The organism is Yersinia proxima, from assembly GCF_902170785.1.
Lineage (GTDB): Bacteria > Pseudomonadota > Gammaproteobacteria > Enterobacterales > Enterobacteriaceae > Yersinia > Yersinia proxima.
In genome coordinates, this window is record NZ_CABHYG010000021.1 from 16538 (window position 1) to 40496 (window position 23959).

Here is a 23959-nt window from a genome sequence, read left to right on the forward strand (position 1 = left end):
GCCAACCTCGGCAGGAAAAGAAGATGAATTCAACACAGGGCGCGCATGATAGCACACCCCTCCTCATTTTACCCTCAATCACGCTGCTTGAGAAAAGCGATAGCTTTCGCTAAATCACGGGTACGGGGCGCAGGGGGTAAGCTATTGAGGAACATCGCGCCATAAGGGCGCATCACCAGGCGGTTATCACAGATAACCAGCACGCCGCGATCATCAATATCACGAATCAGACGCCCCACACCCTGCTTGAGCGTAATAACGGCATCGGGTAATTGCACATCATTGAACGGATCGCCGCCACGCAAGCGGCAATCTTCAATGCGCGCTTTCAACAACGGGTCATCCGGTGAGGTAAATGGCAGTTTGTCGATGATAACGCAGGATAAAGCATCACCCCGCACATCCACCCCTTCCCAAAAGCTGCTGGTCGCCACCAAAAGCGCATTGCCCGCCGCCACAAATTGCGCCAGAAGCTGCCCTTTACTGGTCTCCCCTTGCACCAATACCGGCAATGTCATGCTGGCCCGGAACTCCTCAGCCAGGCCACGCATCATCTGGTGCGAGGTACACAGGAAGAAACAGCGCCCTTTGTTGGCATCAATCAATGGCTTCAGCATCACCGCCAACTTACGCGCCGCCCCTGGTTCATTGGCGGAAGGCAGATTGCGCGGCACGCACAGCAATGCTTGATTGGCGTAATCAAACGGGCTGGGCAGCAGCAATGTCTTGGCATTGGTCAACCCCAGTCGGGAGGTGAAATGCTCCAATTGATCATTCACTGACAGTGTGGCTGAGGTGAAAATCCAGGTGCCGGGTTTTTCTTCGATTAACTCGCGAAAGCGATCAGAAACTGAGAGTGGCGTGAGCGCCAGAACAAAATGCCGGGAGTTACATTCATACCAATAGCTGTAACCGGGCATAGAGACATCTTTTAATCGTTTCAGGCGATTGCGATACACCGTAGCGCGTTCAAAGGCCGCATCCAGCATGGCGCTACGGCCCAGAGACAATTTCATGACGTCGTAACACAGTTCCAGCGCATCATCGAGCAACAGCAATGCCCGCTGAATGGCAGGTTGCTCCATCACATCGCGCAGATTACCGCGATAACCTGGATCCCCCAGCACTAAACGAAAATCTTGTGTACTTTGAGTCAGACGGTCGGCACTTTTTTGTAATTGTGCTGAATCACGCACCTCAGTGCGATAGGCAATAATAATGTCTTTTGCCAAATCCATCAGTTGCCTGCTGGTCAGTTGCTGACCGAAATATTGGCTGGCAATGTCAGGTATCTGATGGGCTTCATCGAAAATCATCACATCGGCAGTGGGGATAAGTTCTGCAAACCCGCTCTCTTTTACCACCATATCTGCCAGGAATAGATGGTGGTTAACCACCACCACATCAGCATCCATCGCCCGACGACGCGCTTTGACCACAAAACAATCTTTGTACAGCGGGCAATCGCTGCCCAGACAGTTATCATTGGTGCTGGTGACTAACGGCCAGACAAAACTGTCTTCTGCCACTTCACCACAGGTACTGATATCCCCGTCTACGGTTTCTGCTGACCAGCCGCGCAATCGAACTAAATCGACTAATGTTTCACTGGCAAGTTCGCCACCCGCCAGAGATTGCTGTTCCAGTCGCTCCAGACACAGGTAGTTCGAGCGCCCTTTAAGTAACGCCAACTTTCCTTTGTATTTTAGGGCAGTCGCGACCGTGGGCAGATCGCGGGAATAGAGCTGATCCTGTAATGCTTTGGAGCCAGTGGAGATAATGACTTTGCAATCAGCCCGTAAGGCGGGTGCCAAATAAGCAAATGTTTTACCCGTACCAGTACCGGCCTCAACCACCAGTTGTTGTTTAGCATCAATGGATACGCTGATTGCCGCAGCCATCTGGCGCTGGGACTCACGGGGATTAAAACCTGTAATGGCCTGTGCTAATGCACCATCTGTTGCAAAATCGTCTGTCACGCTTTCTCTTCCGGGCGAAATCAGTGGTGATTATGCCAAGCCTGACGCCTTACGACCACACATTCTCGCGGCGAGCTATGCTACTCTAATGCGATAACTGACATTGACATTCACACAAGGGAGTGAAAATGAGTATTGAGCGCATTAATCCAGAAAAACGTTGGTCAGACGCAGTGGTATTTAACAACACTATCTATTACACCAGCGTACCGGAAAATTTGGATGCAGATGCTACGGCGCAGACGGCAAACACTCTGGCAGCGATTGATATGATATTGAATCAGCTTGGTTCAGATAAAAGCCGTATTTTAGATGCCACTATTTTTCTGGCTGATAAGGCCGACTTCGCGGCGATGAATGCGGCGTGGGATGCCTGGGTGGTTGATGGCAATGCGCCGGTACGCTGTACCGTCGAAGCCAAGCTAATGAATCCAAAGTATAAAGTTGAAATCAAAATTATTGCGGCTATTTGATTTTGCGATCGGCGGGGCGACTGCACTGATGGGTACTCCGGTCGCTTACGGCCCTTGTATTTTAAACAAATAAGGCCCCATTCAGTACCTTTCCCCGCTTATCAGCTTCGATTAAAAACGGTCACTCGATATACCCAAAGTAATTGGAGTTGCAGGTAGGCGGCCAGCAAACAAATCCCGATGAGCTTACACCGGTAAGTGATTCGGGTTTGCGCGCGCAGCCAACACTCCTGCAGCTTCAAGTACAAAGGGGATATTAGGATAGCTTTATCATTACCATCCCGGCCAGTAACAAAACCAATCCAATCCAGCCTTTATAGTTCAGGCGCTGATTAAATAAGATCCAACCGGCGGCTACAGTGGCAGCGATACCGAATCCGCCCCATAAAGCATAAGCTACTGACAACTCAATACCTTTTACCGCTTGAGCCAGCGCACTGAATGCCCCTAATACTGACAACAGCGATAATATGCCCAGCCATACCCGGCGAAAACCATCTGACATTTTCAGCAAGATATTGGCGATGATTTCCAGGATGACAGCCAAAATCAGAAACGCGATATGATAAAACTCAAGCTGTTGCATGATGCTCACCTGAATTTCGGTTCGGACTGTTTGGTTTCTTCGGCTTACGAGTCCCTGATTTCACTAACATTATGCCACCGACCAGGGTGACTAAACCGGCAATTTTCAGTGGCGATAAACTTTCATCAAACCACAACACACTGAAGACTGTGATAATCAGGATACCAATCCCTTCCCACAGAGCATAGGCCACACCTAAGGCTACTTTCTTCACTGCCAGCGCCAGCATGATATATGAGCCAGTTATCATAAAATACATCACGATATGCCCGGTCATCTCACCACTGACACTGGCGTATTTCATTGATAACGTGCCGATAATTTCTGCAACGATCGCCAGACCTAAAAATATCCAATAAATCATTATTCTTCTCCTAACACGCATAAACGCACGCTAAGGTCTATTTGTTACGGTTATCCTCACTCGGCACCCTATTTCACAGGGAATAGACGTGCGCAGGCCGTAAGAAATAGAAACTCACTTGGCGTATAGATTTTGTTAAATTTATTAACTACGGAAGAAGAACGACGCTACAGCTCGCTGCACCAGTGATGCTCACTGGCCAGAATGGCAGACAGGAAGAGTTGGCAGGTAGAAGATTTGAAAGTAATTCCATTAATTTTCATCATAATATATCTCTTTTTTCTAGCCACACGCGGTTTAGCTACATTCTTGTATGCAAAACTTAGTGTGATACGCCTAAAATCCTCATCAAATTGGAATAATTAACTGCTGTATTTTTACCACAGTGAATTTTATAAAGCAAACCATCAATTTGGTAAATAGTTTATAAAAAGAGATTACAAAATAATAAGTTAGTGATTCTAAAAAAACAAAACCCCTGCGTTGCAGAGGTTTTATCGTTGGCAACGAATGCCTGTATCTCCCATCAGTTCAGGAGGTTAGAGCAACTTATGCGGTAGCGCCCGCAACAGCTTGTTTGGCTAATTCAGTAATGCGAGCGTAGTCACCTTTTTCCAAGGCATCAGCAGGAACTAACCATGACCCGCCGATACACAACACGCTTTTCAGCGCCAGGTAATCACGATAGTTATTAGGTGTGATGCCGCCAGTTGGGCAGAAACGCACTTGAGAGAATGGGCCGCCAATGGCTTGCAAGGCTTTCACGCCGCCGTTAGCTTCTGCCGGGAAGAATTTAAACTCACGCAGGCCATAACTCATGCCCAACATCAGTTCTGAAACCGTGCTGATCCCCGGGATCAACGGAATAGAGCCTTCAGTCGCTGCTTTGAGAAGTTCATCTGTCAGCCCCGGGCTAATAGCAAATTGAGCACCAGCCTCAACCACGTCAGCCAATTGCTGCGGATTAAGAACAGTTCCCGCGCCAACTATCGCCTCAGGCACTTCTTTAGCAATGGCACGGATAGCCTCAACAGCACAAGGGGTGCGCAACGTCACTTCCAGCACCCGAACACCACCAGCCACCAGGGCTTTTGCTAATGGTACCGCTTGCTCGAGCTTATTAATCACAATCACCGGGACAACCGGGCCTGCGGTCATGATTTGTTCTGCGCTCGTTTTCCAGCTTTTCATCAGTTGTTATCTCCACTTATGCCGATTGGCATGTACTCACCCGAAGGTGTTAGTTGAAATATGGCAGGCAGAACATGCATTCCGGCTTTCTGCCTGCCATAAAGAATCACAATGCGAGCCGGCTAACGACTCTTTATTATTAATTATTTAGGGTATAGTCATAACCTAAATATTTATTCGAACTCATTCCATGAACGGCCATCACGAGTGATCATGGCAACAGACGCTACTGGCCCCCATGTCCCGGATTGGTAAGGCTTAGGTGCTTCATTATCAGCCGCCCATGCATCCATGATGGAATCGACCCACTTCCAGGCTTCCTCTACTTCGTCACGGCGCACAAACAGCGCCTGAATACCACGCATCGTCTCTAACAGCAGACGTTCGTATGCATCAGCCATATGCTGTTCGTTAAAGGTTTTGGTAAAGCTAAGGTCAAGTTTGGTGGTTTGTAAGCGGTGCTTGTGCTCCAGACCTGGCACTTTATTCAGCACTTCAATTTCGATGCCTTCATCTGGTTGCAGACGAATGGTCAGCTTATTTTGTGGCAGCTGCTGATAAGATTCACGGAACAGGTTTAGCGCAGGGTTTTTAAAGTACACCACCACTTCAGAACATTTGGTCGGCAGGCGTTTACCGGTTCTCAGATAGAACGGCACACCGGCCCAGCGCCAGTCATCAATGTCGACACGAATAGAAACGAACGTCTCAGTATTGCTGCTCTTATTGGCGCCCTCTTCTTCCAGATAGCCTGGCACTTTATTGCCCTGAACAAACCCAGCGGTGTACTGCCCACGAACCGTGGTTTCGCGCACATTGGTGTGATCGATACGGCGCAAAGAGCGCAGCACTTTCACTTTCTCATCACGGATACGGTCAGTGCTCAAATCGGCTGGCGGTGACATAGCAATCATGGTCAGAATTTGCAGCAAGTGGTTTTGAATCATATCGCGCATTTGACCAGCTTGATCAAAATAGCCCCAGCGCCCTTCAATTCCCACTTCCTCAGCGACAGTTATCTGCACATGGTCAATCGTGCGATTATCCCAGTTGGATGCGAACAAAGAGTTGGCAAAACGCAGCGCCAACAGATTCAATACTGTCTCTTTACCTAAATAATGGTCAATACGGTAAACCTGACACTCGTTGAAGTATTCGGCAACCTGATCGTTAATCACCCTTGAGGAGGCTAAATCTTTCCCCAGTGGTTTTTCCATTACCACACGCGCTGGCTCTTTATTCAGCCCTGCCTCGCCCAAACCTTTGCAGATTGCACCAAAAGTATTAGGTGGCATGGCAAAATAATTGATAGTTATGCGATTTTTCTGATCCAACATTTTGCCCAATTTGGCAAAGTGTTTGCTGTCATTAACATCTAAATTACAGAAGTCGAGACGAGAGCTGAGTTTTTGCCACAATTCATCATCCAGCTTCTCTTTCATAAAGGTATCGAGGGCTTCCTTTACCACGGCTGTGTACGCGTCTTTATCCCAGTCGGCACGGCCTACGCCGATAATCCGAGTATCTGGGTGGATGTGACCCGCTTTCTCTAATTGGTAAAGGGAAGGCAACAGTTTCCGGCGAGCCAAGTCTCCCTTAGCACCGAAAATCACCAGATCACACGCCTGTGCTGCCTGGCCTGTATTAGTTACCGCCATGTTATTCTCCTCGTTGCAGGATATTTGTAATTTTCTTACATTACTAATGTACTCTCTTTGACTATAGCCAGTAAACCCAGATAAAAACGGGTCAAAAAAGGTCAAAAAACACGCGATAGAGTGGCAAGCCGCGCCAAATCTGGCTGTACAACTTTAAAATGTAATTTTATGACGTTTCTGACAACTATTTACCATTATGAAAATTAGACACAGGTCATATTATGGTGAAAAAGAGTCACTTCTTACCAGATGCCTCTGCCAACGGGTTCCAGCTCGTAGTATATTTTCATTAAACCGGCATAGATTTCTCCTTTAAATGAAATCGGTAAAACCCATGGGTGATTCTCGATATATGAATACGCTGGAAAATATCCAAAATAATCTGGACCTCCTGAGCAAATCGGAACGGAAAGTTGCCGAGGTGATCCTCGCTTCCCCACAAACGGCCATCCACTCAAGTATCGCCACTCTTGCCAAATTGGCGAACGTCAGCGAGCCCACGGTAAACCGTTTTTGCCGTCGGTTAGACACCAAAGGTTTTCCTGATTTTAAACTTCATTTGGCACAAAGTCTGGCTAATGGCACACCTTATGTGAACCGAAATGTTGAAGAGGATGATAGTGTAGCCGCTTACACGGGGAAAATATTCGAATCAACCATGGCCAGTTTGGATATGGTGAAGAACAATTTAGACATTGCCGCCATTAATCGGGCGGTAGATTTATTGACACAAGCGAAGAAAATTTCTTTCTTCGGCCTGGGCGCATCCGCTGCCGTGGCTCATGATGCCATGAATAAATTTTTCCGCTTCAATATCCCGGTAATTTATTTCGATGATATTGTCATGCAACGCATGAGTTGTATGAATTCCAATGAGGGTGATGTCGTGGTATTGATCTCTCACACTGGACGAACAAAAAGTCTGGTTGAGTTGGCGCATTTGGCGCGTGAAAACGATGCCACAGTTATTGCCATTACCTCGCGTGATACTCCGCTGGCTAATGAAGCAACACTACCGCTGTTGTTGGATGTACCGGAAGATACTGATATGTACATGCCAATGGTGTCGCGCATTGCTCAATTAACGTTAATTGATGTGTTAGCCACCGGATTCACGCTGCGTCGGGGCGCTAAATTCAGAGATAACCTGAAACGGGTCAAAGATGCATTGAAAGAGTCCCGTTTCGATAAAAATTCATCGCGAGTCAACAGTGGTGAGTAGTACTCAAGCGCCCACGCGCAGAATGCAAACTCGCTTTGTTTTGTGCTAACGCAGCTTCTGTAATGATAATCTGACATATTATTGGATAATAATTTTCACCATGACTCCGGTAAATATTATCTGAGTCGATAAGTTAAGATAGCTTGAGTACATTTTACTATCGGATTTGTTATCCGCTGTTTTAACAACACCATGCTTCACCAGTCAACGGAGTAAGAGATGTCCAGACGGCTTAGAAGGACCAAAATTGTTACTACACTGGGGCCGGCTACTGACCGCGACAATAATCTGGAAAAGGTTATTGCTGCAGGTGCTAACGTAGTCCGCCTGAATTTTTCCCATGGTAGCGCTGAAGATCACGAATTACGGGCTAATAAAGTCCGTGAAATCGCCGCCAAACTGGGCCGGCATGTAGCGATTCTTGGCGATCTACAAGGTCCTAAAATCCGTGTATCAACCTTTAAGGAAGGTAAAGTATTCCTTAATATTGGTGATAAATTCTTGCTAGACGCCAACATGGCCAAAGGCGAAGGCGACAGGGAAAAAGTGGGTATCGATTATAAAGGGTTACCTGCTGATGTGGTTCCCGGTGATATCTTGTTGCTAGACGATGGCCGTGTACAGTTGAAGGTTATTGAAGTTCAGGGCATGAAGGTCTTTACTGAAGTCACCGTCGGCGGCCCGCTCTCCAATAACAAAGGGATTAACAAGTTAGGTGGCGGTCTATCGGCCGAGGCATTAACCGAAAAAGATAAAGCCGATATCATTACAGCGGCCAAGATTGGTGTGGACTTCCTGGCTGTCTCTTTCCCTCGTACCGGCGAAGATTTGAACTATGCCCGTCGTCTGGCCCGTGATGCAGGTTGTAATGCGAAAATCGTCGCTAAAGTAGAGCGTGCAGAAGCCGTTGCTACCGATGAAGCGATGGATGATATCATTCTGGCCTCTGACGTTGTCATGGTTGCTCGTGGTGATTTAGGTGTTGAGATTGGTGATCCTGAGTTGGTGGGTATTCAGAAAAAACTGATCCGCCGCGCTCGCCAATTGAACCGTGCAGTGATCACTGCGACTCAGATGATGGAGTCGATGATAACCAACCCAATGCCAACCCGTGCTGAAGTTATGGATGTGGCCAATGCGGTGCTCGATGGTACTGATGCGGTGATGTTATCGGCCGAAACAGCCGCAGGTCAGTATCCGGCTGAAACCGTTGCTGCGATGGCAAAAGTTTGTCTGGGTGCGGAAAAAATCCCAAGTATTAATGTGTCAAAACATCGCCTGGATATGCAATTCGATAATGTCGAAGAAGCTATCGCGATGTCGACCATGTATGCAGCAAACCATCTGAAAGGTATCACTGCGATTATCGCCATGACCGAATCAGGGCGCACTGCACTGATGATGTCCCGTATCAGTTCCGGTTTGCCGATTTTTGCTATGTCACGTCATGAACATACTTTAAATCTGACTGCTATCTACCGTGGTGTCACTCCGGTATTCTGTGATACTCACACTGACGGCGTGCTGGCAGCAACTGAAGCGGTTAACCGCTTGAGAGACAAAGGCTACCTGCTTTCCGGCGATCTGGTTATTGTCACTCAGGGTGATGTCATGGGGACGATTGGCACGACCAATACCAGCCGTATTTTACGTGTTGAGTAATATGACGTCGCGATAAACGAAAAGCAAAAAACCCGCTAATCACCAGCGGGTTTTTTTATGTTTGCTAATTATTTCAGCCCTGCAACTGCACCAAACGTTACAAGTCTTTGCGAACATAAGGTTCTATTTCACCTTCTTTACGGGTTTTAAGCAATTTCAAAATCCAGGTGTATTGCTCGGGATTCGGCTTAACCAGCAGTTCAACTTCTTCATTCATACGGCGTGCAATATAAGTATCGTCAGCATCTGCCAAATCATCCATTGGTGGACGAATATAGATATCAAGGCGGTGTTCACGATAATTGTAGACAGGGAACATTGGAACGATCGCTGCACGACAAACCTTCATCAACCGACCTACTGCCGGTAACGTGGCCTTATAAGTCGCGAAGAAATCAACAAATTCACTTTGCTCAGGGCCGTAGTCCTCATCGGGCAAGTAATAACCCCAGAACCCCTGGCGTACAGAACTGATAAAGGGCTTGATACCGCTCTCACGCGCATGAATACGACCACCAAACCGTAAGCGTGCACTGTTCCATAAATAATCGACAACTGGATTACGTTGATGATGGAACATGCCCGCCACGGGTTTGCCTTGCTCAGCTAACAACATGGCAGGAATATCTATCGACCAGGCATGGGGCACCAACAAAATAACATTGCGCTCCTGTTGTTGCAGCCCATCTAAAATATCCAGTCCATGCCAATGGACACGCGTCAGGACTTTCTTAGGGTCGCGGAAACACAGTTCCGCCATCATCATTAAAGGTTGCGCTGCAGTCGCAAACATTTGATCAATAATATGTTCGCGCTCTGCTTCTGGCAACTCTGGCATACAATAAAGGAGGTTAATGCGGGCGCGGCGGCGGGCACTTTTAGCCAATTTACCGGCAAGACGCCCCACCCCAGCCAATAACGGATCACGGAATTTCGGTGGAACATAAGCCATCGCGGCCATGGCCCCGGCCCCTAACCATACCCCCCAAAAACGAGGATGTAGGAAAGATTTTTTAAATACCGGAATAAAACCAGCAGCGTCGTTTTTCTCTTTATGCATGGGGAACTCTTGGAATTGGCGGTGAACTAATAATATACCGCTGGGTAGAAACGCGCCGGTAGCCCATCGCTACCGGCGTGCTATTAATCCAGTTGCAACTGCGGGATGACCTGTTTAGCAACGGCCAGATAGTCGCTGCGATCTTTACCACTCAACCCTTCTGAACGCGGTAACTTCGCAGTTAATGGGTTAACAGCTTGCTGGTTCATCCAAAATTCATAATGCAGATGTGGACCAGTGGAACGCCCCGTGTTACCTGACAATGCGATGCGATCACCACGTTTCACTTTTTGGCCGGGTTTCACCAATAGCTTCTTCAGATGCATATAACGAGTGGTGTATTGGCGACCATGACGAATAGCGACATAATTACCGGCAGCTCCACTGCGCTTAGCAATAACCACTTCACCATCACCCACCGCCAGCACCGGTGTACCAACTGGCATCGCAAAATCCACACCTTTGTGTGGCGCAATACGACCTGTTACCGGGTTAATTCGGCGAGGATTGAAGTTAGACGAGACGCGGAATTGTTTCATGGTAGGGAAACGCATAAAACCACGTGCCAGCCCTGAACCCTGCCGGTCATAGAACTTACCATCTTCGGCGCGGATGGCGTAATAATCCTTACCACCTGAGCGCATACGCACCCCAACCAATTGACTCTGCTCACTGCGGCCATCAAGTATTTCACGGGACATCAGCACCGAGAACTGATCACCTTTACGCAGTTTGGAAAAATCTAACTGCCATTGTAATGCTTTCGTCACAGCGCGTATCTCTGCAGCCGTCAGTCCAGCCTTTCTGGCGCTGGTAACAAAACTGCCATCAAGCCGACCAGTAAGAACGGTATTGGTCCAGTCGCCTTTCTGTAACTCTTTTGTTTCTTTGAAATTATTGCCTACACGGTCATAAGTGCGGGTTTCCCGGCGAGAAACTTCCCACGTCAGGCGCTGCAAGTCACCGGTGTCATTGACAGTCCAGGAGATTTGTTGCCCGACCTTCAGATTACGTAAATCTCGGTTTTGGGTCGCCAACAGAGAAACATCGGAAATATCGATGCCATATTGGGTAAGAATACTGCTGAGGGTATCCCCGGTTGAAACCACATACTCATGGACGCCAGTTTCACTGACATCTTTGGCATCTAATTCGTCTTGCGGGATTTCATCGTCAGGAGTCGGCTGATCAATGGGTTCACTGGCTTCAGGTAATAAAATACGGGTTTGACTGGTATCTAATACCACGCTTTTGGCGATTGGCTCATGTTCCGGATGATAAACAAAAGGCCGCCAAACAGCGACGGCCAGTGTCATTACAGTCAACGATCCCAGCATAATACGATGGGGTCGAGGGAGATTGTTATACGCCAAGGTGATAGTTCGGACTATCTGCTGCACTTATGAGTATCCTTTTAATCTTGCTTCAGGCAGCTCACGTATTGGTTCGACAACTGAGACATAAAGTTCACATAGCTGTCCTTGCCTAATACTATGCCACTCCCCAAAGGATCTAAGGTGCCTGAACGCACGTCTGTTCCTTTGGCGACAGCATTAATGACGGCCGGCCTGAATTGTGGCTCAGCAAAAACGCATACCGCTTTATGCTCAACCAACTGTGTTCGAATTTGATGTAAACGCTGCGCACCAGGTTGAATTTCGGGATTGACTGTAAAATGCCCTAATGGGCTCAAGCCAAAGTGTTTTTCAAAGTAGCCATAAGCATCATGAAAAACGAAGTATCCCTTACCTTGGGCAGGCTTTAGCATAGTAGCAATATTTTTTTCATTTTGCGCTAGTTGATCCTCGAATCGGCGCAGGTTTGCATCTAATTTGTCCTTATTTTGTGGCATAAGTTCCAATAATCTGTCGTGAATAGCAATTGCAGATTGTTTGGCGATAGTTGGGGACAGCCAAATATGCATATTATATTCGCCGTGATGATGCTCATCATGGTGATTATCTTTAGCATGATCATGGTCATGACCGTCGCCTTCCCCTTCATGTTCATCATCTTCATTACCTTTCATCAATAAAGGCATGACAGAAGGTAACTGCGCCAATGCTATCTGTTTATTATCAGCAACTTGCGTTAGAGGTTTCGATAAAAATGCTTCCATTTCCGGCCCAACCCAAATAACCAGGTCAGCGCTACGTAACCGCTGGACATCTGATGGGCGCAGGGCATAATCGTGCGGTGATGCGCCATCGGGCAATAAGACTTCTGTCGGTAATACGCCATCAGCGATAGCTGAGGCGATAAAACCCAGCGGTCGCACTGATGTAACGACCGCTGCTGAAGCAATATTAAATGGATTGGCCATTAATACTGCACTGGCCAACATTGCGCGCTTTAGCCATTTATTTTTGTGTAACATAATACGAATTCTCGACGTTTTGATGGGTTAAGCGTAATATTATAACATTCAATCAGTTCTGCAAACGTAATCATAATGTCCACACTGGTAACGCTAAATAAGATATCCGTCACTTTTGGTAGTCGGCGGGTGCTCAATGATATTTCCCTTTCCCTGCGTCCGGGAAGAATTCTTACTCTGCTTGGGCCAAATGGCGCAGGCAAATCAACCTTGGTGCGCGTGGTGTTAGGGCTGATTGCTCCTACCAGCGGCTCGATTATTCGTGAGCCGGGTTTACGCATCGGCTATGTGCCGCAAAAGCTCCATCTGGATACCACATTACCACTGACAGTAAGCCGTTTCATGCGGCTAAAACCCGGCGTCAAAAAAGCAGATATCTTGCCAGCACTTAAGCGGGTACATGCTGCTCATCTATTAGACCAGCCGATGCAAAAACTCTCCGGTGGTGAGAACCAGCGAGTGCTATTAGCCCGCGCATTACTGAATAGCCCACAGTTGCTGGTATTAGATGAACCGACACAAGGTGTTGATGTTAATGGACAACTTGCGTTGTATGACTTGATTGAACAGCTACGTAGAGAACTCGGTTGTGCCGTACTAATGGTGTCCCATGACCTGCATTTAGTGATGGCTAAAACCGATGAAGTATTATGTCTTAACCAGCATATTTGCTGTTCCGGCGCGCCGGAGGTGGTCTCAACGCATCCTGAATTTATCGCCATGTTTGGTCAACGTGGCGCTGAGCAGCTAGCGGTTTATCGCCATCACCATAATCATCGTCATGATTTGCACGGAAAGATTATTTTGAAGAACAGTGGGAGCCGTGGCGCATGATTGAATTATTGTTACCTGGCTGGTTGGCCGGTGTGCTGCTGGCAACGGCGGCTGGGCCTCTGGGATCATTTGTTGTCTGGCGTCGGATGTCCTATTTTGGCGATACCTTGGCTCATGCATCATTACTGGGTGTTGCATTCGGTTTATTGCTCAATGTGAATCCATTTTATGCAGTCATCGTGATGACCATGTTGCTCGCGCTGATTCTGGTGTGGTTGGAACGCCGCCCGCAGTTGGCCGTTGACACACTACTCGGGATTATGGCTCACAGTGCATTATCTTTGGGCTTAGTGGTGGTTAGCCTGATGCATAATGTGCGGGTCGATTTAATGGCCTATCTGTTTGGCGACCTGCTTTCAGTTACATTGAGTGATATCTGGTTGATAGCCGCAGGAGTGGTGGTGGTGCTCGGGATATTGTGCTGGCAATGGCGAGCGTTGCTATCAATGACTATCAGCCCGGAACTGGCTCATGTGGACGGTGTTAATTTAGAACGCGTCCGGATGCTGTTGATGCTGGTGACCGCACTGACTATTGGTTTGTCGATGAAGTTTGTTGGCGCGCTGATTATTACGTCCTTGCTGATCATTCCTGCCGCCGCCGCACGCCGTTTTGCCCGCACGCCAGAACAAATGGCCGGTATTGCCATTGGTATTGGTATTGTTGCCGTGACCGGTGGCTTAACCTTCTCTGCCTTTTATGATACCCCAGCTGGCCCTTCAGTTGTGTTGTGTGCTGCAGTGATGTTCATCCTAAGTCTGTCGCAAAAAGCGCGCGGGTAATAATTGTTAAGTGGGGTTTATATTAATAAACCCCATTCTTAACTCTTTCTCCTATTTGCCTATCACTTCCCATAACCATCAATTCTGTTTTTTATATTTTAATTAGTGTGATCAACCACAAATACAATATATATGCAGTGTAATACCCTGCATAACACTTCAAACATTGAGCAATATATTGATTATGCAGATACTCAACTCGTCTCTGCATGGGCTTTGTACGCTCTCAATTTACGCCGAATGACTATTCGCAAAGAGGCGACCTATCATGGATAGATCCACCCCCACTGGTTTACTTCAGCAACCTAAACCGTTCTTTATGATCTTTTTTGTCGAATTATGGGAGAGATTCGGTTATTACGGCGTGCAAGGTATTCTGGCTGTTTTCTTCGTTAGCCAGCTAGGATTCTCGCAAGAACAAGCATTTGTTACTTTTGGTGCTTTTGCTGCTTTGGTTTATGGCCTGATTTCTATCGGCGGATATGTCGGTGACCATCTGCTCGGGACTAAACGTACCATGGTCTTGGGGGCAGTGGTGCTGGCTGCAGGTTATTTCGCCACCGGTTTATCATTGTACCAACCGAACCTTATTTTCTTTGCTTTAGGTACTATTGCTGTGGGAAATGGTTTATTCAAGGCCAACCCAGCCAGCTTATTATCTAAATGTTATCCACCGAAAGATCCCCGCCTGGACGGAGCCTTTACTCTATTTTATATGTCGATCAATATCGGCTCCTTGCTGTCACTTTCATTGGCACCGGTTATAGCAGAACGTTTTGGGTATACCGTAACCTATTACTTATGCGGCATTGGCTTGATTTTTGCTCTGCTGGTCTACTTCTGCTGCCGCCATATGGTGCGCCATATTGGTTCTGAACCCGATACAAAACCCTTAAATTGGCGCAATCTGCTATTAGTGCTACTGGGCAGTGCTGTAATGATATGCATCTGCGCCTGGTTGATGAATCATGTGATCATCGCCAACCTGGTGTTGATCGTCTTATCACTGATCGTCGTTTTTATCTTTTTCAGAGAGGCATTGAAGCAAGACCAATTGGGCCGTAATAAAATGTTTGTTGCTTTCATTCTGATGATTGAAGCCATCGTATTTTACGTTTTATATGCGCAGATGCCGACTTCGCTTAACTTCTTCGCTATCAATAATGTCCATCATGAGATCCTCGGATTCAGTATTAATCCGGTCAGTTTCCAGGCGCTAAACCCATTCTGGGTGGTCGTCGCCAGCCCCATTTTGGCCTCAATTTATACTCGGTTGGGCAGCCAAAATCGTGACTTATCCATGCCCGCAAAATTTACATTAGGGATGTTTTTATGTTCGCTGGGTTTCCTGACTGCGGCGGCGGCCGGAATGTGGTTCGCTGATGCACAAGGTCTAACATCACCTTGGTTTATTGTTCTGGTTTATTTATTCCAGAGCTTGGGGGAATTGATGATAAGCGCCCTCGGCCTGGCGATGGTGGCGGCGTTAGTACCACAATACTTAATGGGGTTTATTCTGGGGATGTGGTTCCTGACGCAGGCAGCTTCATTCCTGATTGGCGGCTACGTCGCAACCTTTACCGCGACACCTGAGGGCATGACTGATCCACTTGAAACATTACCTATCTACACCGACGTGTTTGGCAAAATTGGCATGGTCACACTGGTCATTGCATTAGTTATGGCACTACTTATCCCATGGCTTAACCGAATGATTAACACATCGGCCAAGGAGGATGCAGTAGCCTGAGAATCTCACTTATCAGGGCTGACAATAGCGCAGCCCTGCATCAAAGAGGCTTACTCTTCCCGGGTGATACCAAAATGTTTATAAGCGTGATTGGTAGCAATACGCCCGCGCGGAGTACGCTGAATAAAACCTTGCTGGATTAAGTACGGCTCCAGAACATCTTCAATGGTTTCCCGCTCTTCACCAATCGCTGCCGCCAGGTTATCCAACCCCACCGGCCCACCCATAAATTTATCAATAACAGCCAGCAAAAGTTTTCGGTCCATAAAATCGAACCCTTCAGCATCGACATTCAGCATATCCAGCGCTTTCATCGCCACATCTCCATTGATAGCTCCATCGGCCCTCACCTCTGCAAAGTCACGCACACGGCGCAACAAACGGTTGGTGATACGCGGTGTTCCTCTGGAACGGCGTGCCAACTGGTGCGCGCCCTCGGGAGTCAATTCAAGACCCAAACACTTGGCACTGCGCGAAACGATATGTTCTAAATCAGCGACTTGATAGAACTCAAGCCGCTGCACAATACCGAAACGGTCACGCAATGGAGAAGTCAGTGAGCCGGCTCGCGTGGTCGCTCCTATCAAGGTAAAAGGAGGTAAATCAAGTTTGATGGAACGTGCAGCTGGGCCTTCGCCAATCATGATATCCAGTTGATAATCTTCCATCGCCGGGTAGAGAATTTCTTCTACCACTGGAGATAATCGGTGGATTTCATCAATAAATAACACGTCATGCGGCTCAAGATTGGTTAGCATGGCAGCTAAATCACCCGCCTTCTCCAACACCGGGCCGGAGGTGGTGCGCAAATTAACACCCATTTCATTAGCAACAATATTGGCTAATGTGGTTTTACCTAAACCCGGAGGGCCAAATATCAGCACATGATCCAACGCATCACCGCGCTGTTTCGCCGCCTGGATGAAGATTTCCATTTGCTCACGGACATGAGGTTGCCCGACATATTCAGCCAACAGCTTCGGACGGATAGCCCTGTCAATACTCTCTTCATCACTGATAACACCCGCAGAGATCAGGCGGTCTGCTTCAATCATTTTAGACCCCTACTTCAATCATTATCTACCTATAACGCGGCACGCAAAGCATCACGGATCAGGGTTTCACAATCGGCACCCGGTTTAGCTATTTTACTCACCAGGCGGCTGGCTTCTTGCGGTTTATAGCCCAAAGCCACCAGCGCAGAAGCGGCTTCCGCTTCGATATCGGCATCTGAAATTTGTGACGAATTGCTGGCAGGCAACTGAATATCACCGGTGTTGTTGAATAAGTCACCATTGAGGCCTTTAAAGCGGTCTTTCATTTCAACCACTAACCGCTCGGCGGTCTTCTTACCAACACCCGGTAATTTCACCAGCGTGGTGATATCTTCGCGTTCAACCGCCGCCACAAACTGCTGTGCTGACATGCCAGAAAGAATGGCCAGTGCCAGTTTTGGCCCCACACCGTTCACTTTTATTAATTCACGAAACAGTGCTCGTTCCTGCTTATCATTAAAACCGTATAGTAGCTGAGCATCTTCGCGCACCACAAACTGGGTAAAGATAATGGCTTCGTGCCCAATATCTGGCAGCTCATAAAAACAGGTCATCGGTAGTTGGACTTCATAGCCAACACCGTTAGTTTCCAGCAGCACCAGGGGTGGCTGTTTTTCCAGAATGATACCTCTGAGGCGCCCTATCACGTTGACTCTCTCCTCGTTTACCCGCATTCGGGTATAAACATAATGGCTGTTTATAGCATAAAAAAGGCTGGATGGATATCCAGCCTACAATAACAGTTAACCTGCTCGCATTAAAATACCCGTCAGCGAAGCCTGCCGCGCGCCAGCACCATTTGGTCATTACCCAAACGCAGGGTATTTTGACTAAGATGGCAATGGGTTATGGCAATGGCCAGCGCATCTGCGGCATCAGCTTGAGGGTTCGCAGGAAGTTTCAACAGTGAGCGCACCATGTGCTGAACCTGGCTTTTTTCCGCCGCACCTGTGCCTACTACCGTCTGTTTAACCTGACGAGCGGCATATTCGGAAACCGGTAAATTCAGGTTTACCGCCGCAACGATCGCCGCTCCTCGCGCCTGCCCCAGCTTTAAGGCCGAGTCCGGGTTTTTCGCCATAAACACTTGTTCGATTGCAAAAAAATCGGGTTGGAACTGAGTGATAATTTCAGTGACACCTGCATAAATCAACTTCAGGCGAGTAGGCATATCATCAACGACAGTGCGAATACAGCCACTGCCCAGATAGGTGAGCTGACGACCTTGTTGGCGAATTACGCCGTAACCGGTGACACGAGAACCGGGGTCGATGCCTAATACGATCGCCATACCAGTTTATTCACCTTGTTCAGTACTTCTAATGTAATGCACCGGCCACAAAATGTGGCCAGTATGTAGGGTATTAAAATAGAGCTAAATAGCAGGATATAATCACACTGATTTACAGTGTTGCTGCCACTTCATCAGAGATTTCACCGTTGTGGTAAACCTCTTGCACATCATCAGAATCTTCCAGCATATCAATCAGACGTAGCAGTTTCGGTGCAGTTTCAGCATCAAGTTCGGCTTTGGTTGATGGAATAAGAGAGACTTCTGCCCCTTCGGCAACCAGACCGGCAGCATCCAGTGCATCTTTCACCGCGCCGAGAGACTCCCAGGCAGTAAACACATCAATAGCACCATCATCATAGACCAGGATATCGTCAGCACCCGCTTCCAGTGCTGCATCCATTACCGTATCTTCATCCAAACCCGGTGCGTAGGAAATAACACCTTTTTTGGTGAACAGATAAGAAACCGAACCATCAGTCCCCAGATTACCACCGGTTTTGGTGAATGCATGGCGAACTTCAGATACGGTACGGTTACGGTTATCACTTAAGCATTCAACCATTACGGCGGTGCCGCCTGGGCCATAGCCTTCGTAAATGATGGTTTCCATATTGTTATCTTCATCACCCCCTACACCACGGGCAATGGCGCGGTTCAGGGTGTCGCGTGTCATGTTATTTGACAGCGCTTTATCGATAGCCGCACGTAAGCGTGGGTTCGCACCAGGATCACCACCGCCCAGGCGCGCAGCAGTCACCAATTCACGAATAATTTTAGTGAAAATCTTACCGCGCTTGGCATCCTGTGCCGCTTTGCGGTGTTTTGTGTTGGCCCATTTACTATGACCTGCCATAAATAAGTATCTCCAAAATAGCCTAATTATACCCTTCGTTCTTGAAGCCACAGCGGTGTTAGCTGTTCTCATTCACCCGAATCACTGACGAAAGTCAGCTCATCGGGATTCGTTCGCTTGCCGCCTGGCTGTAACTTCAATTACTTTGGGTATACACGGGAATAAATAACGTACTCTTCAATCGCTTGCTGATTACTCCAGGACTTGGTCAATGCTGCGGCATCCGCAGCATCTAGCCACTGGTAAGCAAGATGTTCGGTAATCACAACATCCCGCTCTTCGGGTAACGCCAAACAGAACCAATGTTCTTTATTGCGCGTAACACCCGGCGCATAGCGACGGCGCAAATGCACAAAGAGTTCAAATTCCACACAGCGCTGGCAGTCGAACAGCTCCAGATTTTCACCCAGTATATCAATGCCGACTTCTTCCTTTACTTCGCGCTGGGCGGTTTCCAACGGCGTTTCATCACCTTCCAGACTGCCGGTGACCGACTGCCAAAAATCAGGATCATCACGCCGTTGTAACATCAACACCCGGCCACTGTTTCTGGCGTAGATCACCGCCAAAATAGACTCAGGGCGCTTATACCCGTCATCTTTCAAACTACAGGTGTGTTGGCTGCACTCAATCATCCGAATCACTTACCGATGTAAGCTCATCGGAATAATCTCGCTTGCCGCCTTCCTGCATCTTGAAATCTATTGGGTATGTATAATTCATTACTGATTCTCTTCTGCCGAGCTATCAGTGGCCCCTTTCTTCGCTACCACGCTGATAGACAGCTCTTGCAGTGAAGCAGGATTGGCAAAACTTGGCGCATCAGTCATCAGACAAGCCGCAGCCGTGGTTTTCGGGAAGGCAATAACATCACGAATGTTATCAGTACCGGTCAACAGCATAACCAGACGATCCAAACCAAAAGCCAGGCCCGCATGTGGTGGAGTGCCGAATTTCAATGCATCCAGCAGGAAGCCAAACTTCTCACGCTGTTCTTCTTCATTGATACCCAGAATACCAAACACTTGTTGCTGCATTTCAGTGCGGTGAATACGCACTGAACCGCCACCCACTTCGTAGCCGTTAATCACCATATCGTAAGCATTGGCGATAGCGGTGGTCGGTGCTGCAGCCAATTGTTCCGGGCTCATGTCTTTAGGTGCAGTGAACGGATGGTGCATAGCGGTTAAACCACCTTCGCTATCGTCTTCAAACATCGGGAAGTCAACTACCCACAGCGGCGCCCATGAATCCAGTTTGGTCAATGCCAGGTCACGGCCGACTTTGAGACGCAATGCGCCCATAGCATCCGTCACCACTTTATAGCTGTCAGCGCCGAAGAACAGGATATCGCCGCTTTCAGCCTGAGTGCGAGCCAGAATAGCTTCCAACACATCAGCACTGAGGAACTTCGCGATTGGGCTTTGTACACCCTCAACGCCAGCAGCACGATCATTAACTTTCAACCATGCCAAGCCTTTAGCACCATAAATACCAACAAACTGACCGTATTCGTCAATTTGTTTACGCGTGATCTGTGCACCACCCGGTACGCGCAATGCTGCGACACGGCCTTTGGCATCATTGGCAGGGCCGGAGAAGACTTTAAACTCGACATCTTTAACTAAATCAGCGACATCCACCAATTCCATCGGGTTGCGCAGATCCGGCTTATCAGAACCGTAGCGACGCATAGCTTCGGCAAAGGTCATCACCGGGAAATCACCGAGATCGACGCCTTTGGTTTCCTGCCACAATTCTCGCACCAGTTTTTCCATCACTTCACGCACCTGGTCGGCGGTCATGAAAGAGGTTTCAACATCGATCTGAGTAAATTCTGGCTGACGGTCAGCACGTAAATCTTCATCACGGAAGCATTTTACAATCTGATAGTAGCGGTCAAAACCAGACATCATCAGCAGTTGTTTGAACAGCTGCGGAGACTGCGGCAGTGCATAGAACTTGCCTTTATGGACGCGGCTTGGCACCAGATAGTCACGCGCACCTTCCGGAGTCGCTTTGGTCAGCATCGGGGTTTCAATATCCAGGAAACCGTGGCTGTCCATAAAGCGGCGCACAAAGCTGGTAATTTTAGCGCGCGTTTTCAAACGATCAGCCATCTCAGGGCGACGCAAATCCAGATAGCGATATTTCAGGCGTTGTTCTTCGCTGTTGGTCTGATTAGAGTCCAGTGGCAACGGCTCAGAACGGTTAATGATATTCAGTGTATTGGCAAAGATTTCCACTTCACCGGTCGACATATCTTTATTTATTTGGCTGTCAGGACGTGCACGCACAGTACCGGTAATCTGGATACAGAACTCATTACGCAGTTCAGATGCTTGCTCGTAAGCGGCTTGATGATCGGGATCGAAGAAAACCTGAACAATGCCTTCGCGGTCGCGCATATCAATAAAAATCAGGCCACCGAGATCACGGCGACGATTAACCCAACCACAAAGTGTTACTTCCTGGCCAACATGGGACAGATTCAACTGCCCACAATACTCAGTACGCATACAATATCCTTTTACTCAGCCGATGCCGCACGCGTTATGTACTGTCCGTGCGGCTATTTTCTGATTAGCTCTTATGAGCCTCAGCTACTACTGTCTGGTTTACTCTTATTATCTGGTTTGCTGTTACTGCCCGGCTTGAAATCTGTCGCGTACCAACCGGTGCCTTTCAATTGAAAACCGGCCGCAGAGATAAGTTTCGCTAACGCGGGCTGATGACACGCAGGACATTGAGTCAGTGGCGTGTCGGAAAATTTCTGCAATTTCTCTAATCGATGGTTGCAAGCGCTACACGCATATTCGTATATAGGCATATATGTATAGGTATTTTGGATTAAAGAGTGTTGAAAAAAGGGGGTCATTATAAAGGAAATTCGTGGCGTAGATAAGAGCGAACGCACAGCTCAGGCACGACAAAACCTCTTTCAGTACTGTTTTAACACATCATTTAACAAAATTATCTCCTCACAAGGACGACCCGATAACATATGTTGGCATAAACTGGTCAGCAGATTAAGTCTATCGTCCAGAATTTCTCCAATGATACCGAGGCATAACACCATGAAACTTGATGCAAAAACCACCGCATTGGTACTGATTGATTTGCAACAGGGAATTTTACCCTTTGCCAAAGGCCCTTACAGTGCAGAACAGGTCGTCGCGACCAATGCTGGCCTGGCAGAACGCTTTCGTCAGCTAGGTGCTCCTGTGGTTTTCGTGCGCGTGGGTTGGTCAGATTCATTTGCTGAGGCGCTGAAACAGCCGGTCGATCAACCCAGTCCAAGTCCGGCCGGTGGTTTACCTGAGTCATGGTGGACTTTCCCGTCAGAGCTTGCAGTTACAGATAAGGATATTAAAGTGATAAAACACCAATGGGGAGCGTTTTACGGTACTGATTTAGATTTACAACTGCGTCGCCGCGGGATCAAAACCATCGTGCTGGCGGGAATTGCCACCAATATTGGCGTTGAATCCACCGCCCGCACCGCCTGGGAGCACGGTTATGAACTAGTGATAGCCGAAGATGGCTGCAGCACCGCCAGCACCGAGATGCAGCAATTCGCGATGAAAAATATCTTCCCGCGTATCTCTCGCGTACGTAGCAGCACAGAGATCCTTGCAGCCCTGAGCGCGTAACGTTATAAACTTATCTTCGCTAACAACGCTGTAGCATCAAAAAGAAATATCCAAACTAGTTGACGTTGCGGCCAGGCAGCAAATGAATAAATCCCGATGAGTCTATTTATTTTAAAGTCAACGGGCAGTCAGTGATTCGGGTGCGTGAATACAGCTAACAACGCGGCAGCGCCAAGTAAGAAGGGTTTACCCAAATTAATTGGTGTTACAGCTAGGCAGCAAATGAATAAATCCCGATGAGCTGACATCAGTCAGTGATTCGGGTGCGTGAATGCAGCTAACAACGCTGTAGCGCCAAGTAAGAAGGGTAAAAGATGTATATAGGACTGCCGCAATGGCAACACCCAACCTGGAACCAGTTGGGTATCAAGGATTTGGCTGATTACAGTCGCTACTTTAATTGTGTTGAAGGAAATACTACTTTTTATGCTCTGCCACGGCTGGAAATAGTACAACGTTGGCGCGATATGACATCAGATAGCTTCCGCTTTTGTTTTAAATTCCCGGCGACAATCAGCCATCAAGCGGCCCTGCGTGACTGTGATAAAGATTTGCAGGCTTTTTACCAATGTTTGTCCCCCCTGCACAACCGGATTGGACAATTGTGGTTACAGTTACCCGCCGCTTTCGGGCCAAGTGAACTAGACCGTTTATGGCAATTTTTCGATAAATTACCGGCGGGTTTCCATTATGGCGTGGAAGTGCGTCACCCAGAATTTTTTGCCAAAGGTGATGCCGAACGTGCACTCAACCAAGGATTACACCAGCGAGCAATCAATCGAGTGATGCTTGATAGCCGGCCTATTCATGCGGCAAAGCCTCTCACTGAAGCTGTTCGTGACGCTCAAAGCAAGAAGCCGCGCCTCCCCGTACATGCTATCGTCACCGGCAGTCAACCATTGGTGCGTTTTATTGGTGGCGACCAATTGGAGGATAATTTGGCATTGTTTGCGCCTTGGCTGCAAAAACTTCCGCTATGGGAACAACAATATCAGTCCTATGTTTTCATTCACACACCAGATAACAGTGATTCCCCCCAGCAGGCACAAAAGATTTGGCAGCAATTAGCCACAGTGATGACCACCTTACCCCCAGCCCCTGACTGGCCGGAACAAGATACGCTGTTCTAATCCCACTTGTGCACTTTTTAGCCAAACACATCGCCA

23 protein-coding genes are annotated in these 23959 nt (G+C 48.0%); 8 read left to right on the top strand and 15 right to left on the bottom strand.

Going from position 1 to position 23959, the window contains the following annotated elements:
• Window positions 1-74: 74 nt before the first annotated feature.
• On the bottom strand, window positions 75-1979 hold the full coding sequence (locus FTB31_RS19825) for an ATP-dependent DNA helicase (protein ID WP_050075490.1): 1905 nt from the start codon (window positions 1977-1979) through the stop codon (window positions 75-77).
• Between the two features lie 128 nt (window positions 1980-2107).
• On the opposite strand from FTB31_RS19825, the gene FTB31_RS19830 reads away from it, so the two are divergent.
• Window positions 2108-2452, top strand: coding sequence for a RidA family protein (locus tag FTB31_RS19830; RefSeq protein ID WP_077175396.1), 345 nt, complete (start codon window positions 2108-2110; stop codon window positions 2450-2452).
• Between the two features lie 256 nt (window positions 2453-2708).
• On the opposite strand, the gene mdtI is transcribed toward FTB31_RS19830, so the two are convergent.
• From mdtI to zwf, 4 genes are all read right to left on the bottom strand, one after another.
• Window positions 2709-3038, bottom strand: a complete 330-nt coding sequence (gene mdtI / locus FTB31_RS19835; protein ID WP_050075489.1) for a multidrug/spermidine efflux SMR transporter subunit MdtI — start codon at window positions 3036-3038, stop codon at window positions 2709-2711.
• Window positions 3025-3402, bottom strand: coding sequence for a multidrug/spermidine efflux SMR transporter subunit MdtJ (mdtJ, locus tag FTB31_RS19840; protein ID WP_050075488.1), 378 nt, complete (start codon window positions 3400-3402; stop codon window positions 3025-3027). The genes mdtI and mdtJ overlap by 14 nt, the downstream gene beginning before the upstream one ends.
• Window positions 3403-3951: 549 nt before the next feature.
• Entirely contained in the window at window positions 3952-4593 is a 642-nt protein-coding gene (locus FTB31_RS19845) for a bifunctional 4-hydroxy-2-oxoglutarate aldolase/2-dehydro-3-deoxy-phosphogluconate aldolase (protein ID WP_005163029.1), read from the bottom strand.
• A 173-nt stretch (window positions 4594-4766) separates the two neighbouring features.
• Window positions 4767-6251: a glucose-6-phosphate dehydrogenase gene (zwf, locus tag FTB31_RS19850; protein WP_050075486.1), complete on the bottom strand. Its 1485-nt coding sequence runs from the start codon at window positions 6249-6251 to the stop codon at window positions 4767-4769.
• 334 nt (window positions 6252-6585) lie between these two features.
• On the opposite strand from zwf, the gene FTB31_RS19855 reads away from it, so the two are divergent.
• Together FTB31_RS19855 and pyk are read left to right on the top strand one after the other, a co-directional pair.
• The gene (locus tag FTB31_RS19855; protein ID WP_320407051.1) at window positions 6586-7473 is read left to right on the top strand and encodes a MurR/RpiR family transcriptional regulator; all 888 of its coding nucleotides are present in this window, start codon (window positions 6586-6588) and stop codon (window positions 7471-7473) included.
• A gap of 219 nt (window positions 7474-7692) precedes the next feature.
• Window positions 7693-9135 (top strand): pyruvate kinase, encoded by a 1443-nt coding sequence (pyk, locus tag FTB31_RS19860; RefSeq protein ID WP_050075484.1) that lies wholly within the window; start codon window positions 7693-7695, stop codon window positions 9133-9135.
• A gap of 97 nt (window positions 9136-9232) precedes the next feature.
• On the opposite strand, the gene lpxM is transcribed toward pyk, so the two are convergent.
• From lpxM to znuA, 3 genes are all read right to left on the bottom strand, one after another.
• On the bottom strand, window positions 9233-10195 hold the full coding sequence (gene lpxM / locus FTB31_RS19865; RefSeq protein ID WP_050075483.1) for a lauroyl-Kdo(2)-lipid IV(A) myristoyltransferase: 963 nt from the start codon (window positions 10193-10195) through the stop codon (window positions 9233-9235).
• A gap of 83 nt (window positions 10196-10278) precedes the next feature.
• Complete coding sequence (mepM, locus tag FTB31_RS19870; RefSeq protein ID WP_139343720.1) at window positions 10279-11595, bottom strand: murein DD-endopeptidase MepM; 1317 nt, start codon at window positions 11593-11595, stop codon at window positions 10279-10281.
• 14 nt (window positions 11596-11609) lie between these two features.
• Complete coding sequence (gene znuA / locus FTB31_RS19875) at window positions 11610-12572, bottom strand: zinc ABC transporter substrate-binding protein ZnuA (protein ID WP_227720159.1); 963 nt, start codon at window positions 12570-12572, stop codon at window positions 11610-11612.
• Between the two features lie 75 nt (window positions 12573-12647).
• On the opposite strand from znuA, the gene znuC reads away from it, so the two are divergent.
• The 3 genes from znuC to dtpB all read left to right on the top strand — a co-directional run bounded on the left by znuC (window position 12648) and on the right by dtpB (window position 15938).
• Window positions 12648-13406, top strand: coding sequence for a zinc ABC transporter ATP-binding protein ZnuC (znuC, locus tag FTB31_RS19880; protein WP_050075480.1), 759 nt, complete (start codon window positions 12648-12650; stop codon window positions 13404-13406).
• Entirely contained in the window at window positions 13403-14188 is a 786-nt protein-coding gene (znuB, locus tag FTB31_RS19885) for a zinc ABC transporter permease subunit ZnuB (protein WP_019079627.1), read from the top strand. Before znuC ends, znuB begins: the two co-directional genes overlap by 4 nt.
• 268 nt (window positions 14189-14456) lie before the next feature.
• Entirely contained in the window at window positions 14457-15938 is a 1482-nt protein-coding gene (dtpB, locus tag FTB31_RS19890; RefSeq protein WP_050075479.1) for a dipeptide/tripeptide permease DtpB, read from the top strand.
• Window positions 15939-15988: 50 nt separating this feature from the next.
• On the opposite strand, the gene ruvB is transcribed toward dtpB, so the two are convergent.
• The 7 genes from ruvB to FTB31_RS19925 all read right to left on the bottom strand — a co-directional run bounded on the left by ruvB (window position 15989) and on the right by FTB31_RS19925 (window position 22018).
• Window positions 15989-16993, bottom strand: a complete 1005-nt coding sequence (gene ruvB / locus FTB31_RS19895) for a Holliday junction branch migration DNA helicase RuvB (RefSeq protein WP_005163065.1) — start codon at window positions 16991-16993, stop codon at window positions 15989-15991.
• A 29-nt stretch (window positions 16994-17022) separates the two neighbouring features.
• Entirely contained in the window at window positions 17023-17640 is a 618-nt protein-coding gene (gene ruvA / locus FTB31_RS19900) for a Holliday junction branch migration protein RuvA (protein WP_050075478.1), read from the bottom strand.
• Window positions 17641-17762: 122 nt separating this feature from the next.
• Window positions 17763-18284 carry a crossover junction endodeoxyribonuclease RuvC gene (gene ruvC / locus FTB31_RS19905; protein ID WP_004390700.1) on the bottom strand — a complete coding sequence of 174 codons (522 nt, stop codon included), beginning with the start codon at window positions 18282-18284 and terminating at the stop codon, window positions 17763-17765.
• A gap of 112 nt (window positions 18285-18396) precedes the next feature.
• Window positions 18397-19140, bottom strand: a complete 744-nt coding sequence (locus tag FTB31_RS19910) for a YebC/PmpR family DNA-binding transcriptional regulator (RefSeq protein WP_050075477.1) — start codon at window positions 19138-19140, stop codon at window positions 18397-18399.
• A 140-nt stretch (window positions 19141-19280) separates the two neighbouring features.
• The gene (nudB, locus tag FTB31_RS19915; RefSeq protein ID WP_139336909.1) at window positions 19281-19775 is read right to left on the bottom strand and encodes a dihydroneopterin triphosphate diphosphatase; all 495 of its coding nucleotides are present in this window, start codon (window positions 19773-19775) and stop codon (window positions 19281-19283) included.
• Between the two features lie 87 nt (window positions 19776-19862).
• Window positions 19863-21659 (bottom strand): aspartate--tRNA ligase, encoded by a 1797-nt coding sequence (gene aspS, locus FTB31_RS19920; protein WP_077175400.1) that lies wholly within the window; start codon window positions 21657-21659, stop codon window positions 19863-19865.
• An 80-nt stretch (window positions 21660-21739) separates the two neighbouring features.
• Window positions 21740-22018 (bottom strand): FmdB family zinc ribbon protein, encoded by a 279-nt coding sequence (locus FTB31_RS19925; RefSeq protein WP_320407094.1) that lies wholly within the window; start codon window positions 22016-22018, stop codon window positions 21740-21742.
• Window positions 22019-22217: 199 nt separating this feature from the next.
• Here FTB31_RS19925 and FTB31_RS19930 point away from each other — a divergent pair, with 199 nt between their 5' ends.
• Both FTB31_RS19930 and FTB31_RS19935 read left to right on the top strand, forming a co-directional pair.
• Window positions 22218-22793, top strand: a complete 576-nt coding sequence (locus tag FTB31_RS19930) for a hydrolase (RefSeq protein WP_050075474.1) — start codon at window positions 22218-22220, stop codon at window positions 22791-22793.
• 314 nt (window positions 22794-23107) lie between these two features.
• Entirely contained in the window at window positions 23108-23923 is an 816-nt protein-coding gene (locus FTB31_RS19935; protein WP_050075473.1) for a DUF72 domain-containing protein, read from the top strand.
• Window positions 23924-23959: the final 36 nt, after the last annotated feature.

What these genes read in the sequence shown, in the direction of transcription:
- FTB31_RS19830 (WP_077175396.1), top strand. Translation starts at nt 2,108, where the DNA reads ATGAGTATTGAGCGCATTAATCCAGAAAAACGTTGGTCAGACGCAGTG.
- mdtI (WP_050075489.1), bottom strand. Translation starts at nt 3,038, where the DNA reads ATGCAACAGCTTGAGTTTTATCATATCGCGTTTCTGATTTTGGCTGTC.
- mdtJ (WP_050075488.1), bottom strand. Translation starts at nt 3,402, where the DNA reads ATGATTTATTGGATATTTTTAGGTCTGGCGATCGTTGCAGAAATTATC.
- FTB31_RS19845 (WP_005163029.1), bottom strand. Translation starts at nt 4,593, where the DNA reads ATGAAAAGCTGGAAAACGAGCGCAGAACAAATCATGACCGCAGGCCCG.
- zwf (WP_050075486.1), bottom strand. Translation starts at nt 6,251, where the DNA reads ATGGCGGTAACTAATACAGGCCAGGCAGCACAGGCGTGTGATCTGGTG.
- FTB31_RS19855 (WP_320407051.1), top strand. Translation starts at nt 6,586, where the DNA reads ATGGGTGATTCTCGATATATGAATACGCTGGAAAATATCCAAAATAAT.
- pyk (WP_050075484.1), top strand. Translation starts at nt 7,693, where the DNA reads ATGTCCAGACGGCTTAGAAGGACCAAAATTGTTACTACACTGGGGCCG.
- lpxM (WP_050075483.1), bottom strand. Translation starts at nt 10,195, where the DNA reads ATGCATAAAGAGAAAAACGACGCTGCTGGTTTTATTCCGGTATTTAAA.
- znuA (WP_227720159.1), bottom strand. Translation starts at nt 12,572, where the DNA reads ATGTTACACAAAAATAAATGGCTAAAGCGCGCAATGTTGGCCAGTGCA.
- znuC (WP_050075480.1), top strand. Translation starts at nt 12,648, where the DNA reads ATGTCCACACTGGTAACGCTAAATAAGATATCCGTCACTTTTGGTAGT.
- znuB (WP_019079627.1), top strand. Translation starts at nt 13,403, where the DNA reads ATGATTGAATTATTGTTACCTGGCTGGTTGGCCGGTGTGCTGCTGGCA.
- dtpB (WP_050075479.1), top strand. Translation starts at nt 14,457, where the DNA reads ATGGATAGATCCACCCCCACTGGTTTACTTCAGCAACCTAAACCGTTC.
- ruvB (WP_005163065.1), bottom strand. Translation starts at nt 16,993, where the DNA reads ATGATTGAAGCAGACCGCCTGATCTCTGCGGGTGTTATCAGTGATGAA.
- ruvC (WP_004390700.1), bottom strand. Translation starts at nt 18,284, where the DNA reads ATGGCGATCGTATTAGGCATCGACCCCGGTTCTCGTGTCACCGGTTAC.
- FTB31_RS19910 (WP_050075477.1), bottom strand. Translation starts at nt 19,140, where the DNA reads ATGGCAGGTCATAGTAAATGGGCCAACACAAAACACCGCAAAGCGGCA.
- nudB (WP_139336909.1), bottom strand. Translation starts at nt 19,775, where the DNA reads ATGATTGAGTGCAGCCAACACACCTGTAGTTTGAAAGATGACGGGTAT.
- aspS (WP_077175400.1), bottom strand. Translation starts at nt 21,659, where the DNA reads ATGCGTACTGAGTATTGTGGGCAGTTGAATCTGTCCCATGTTGGCCAG.
- FTB31_RS19925 (WP_320407094.1), bottom strand. Translation starts at nt 22,018, where the DNA reads ATGACCCCCTTTTTTCAACACTCTTTAATCCAAAATACCTATACATAT.
- FTB31_RS19930 (WP_050075474.1), top strand. Translation starts at nt 22,218, where the DNA reads ATGAAACTTGATGCAAAAACCACCGCATTGGTACTGATTGATTTGCAA.
- FTB31_RS19935 (WP_050075473.1), top strand. Translation starts at nt 23,108, where the DNA reads ATGTATATAGGACTGCCGCAATGGCAACACCCAACCTGGAACCAGTTG.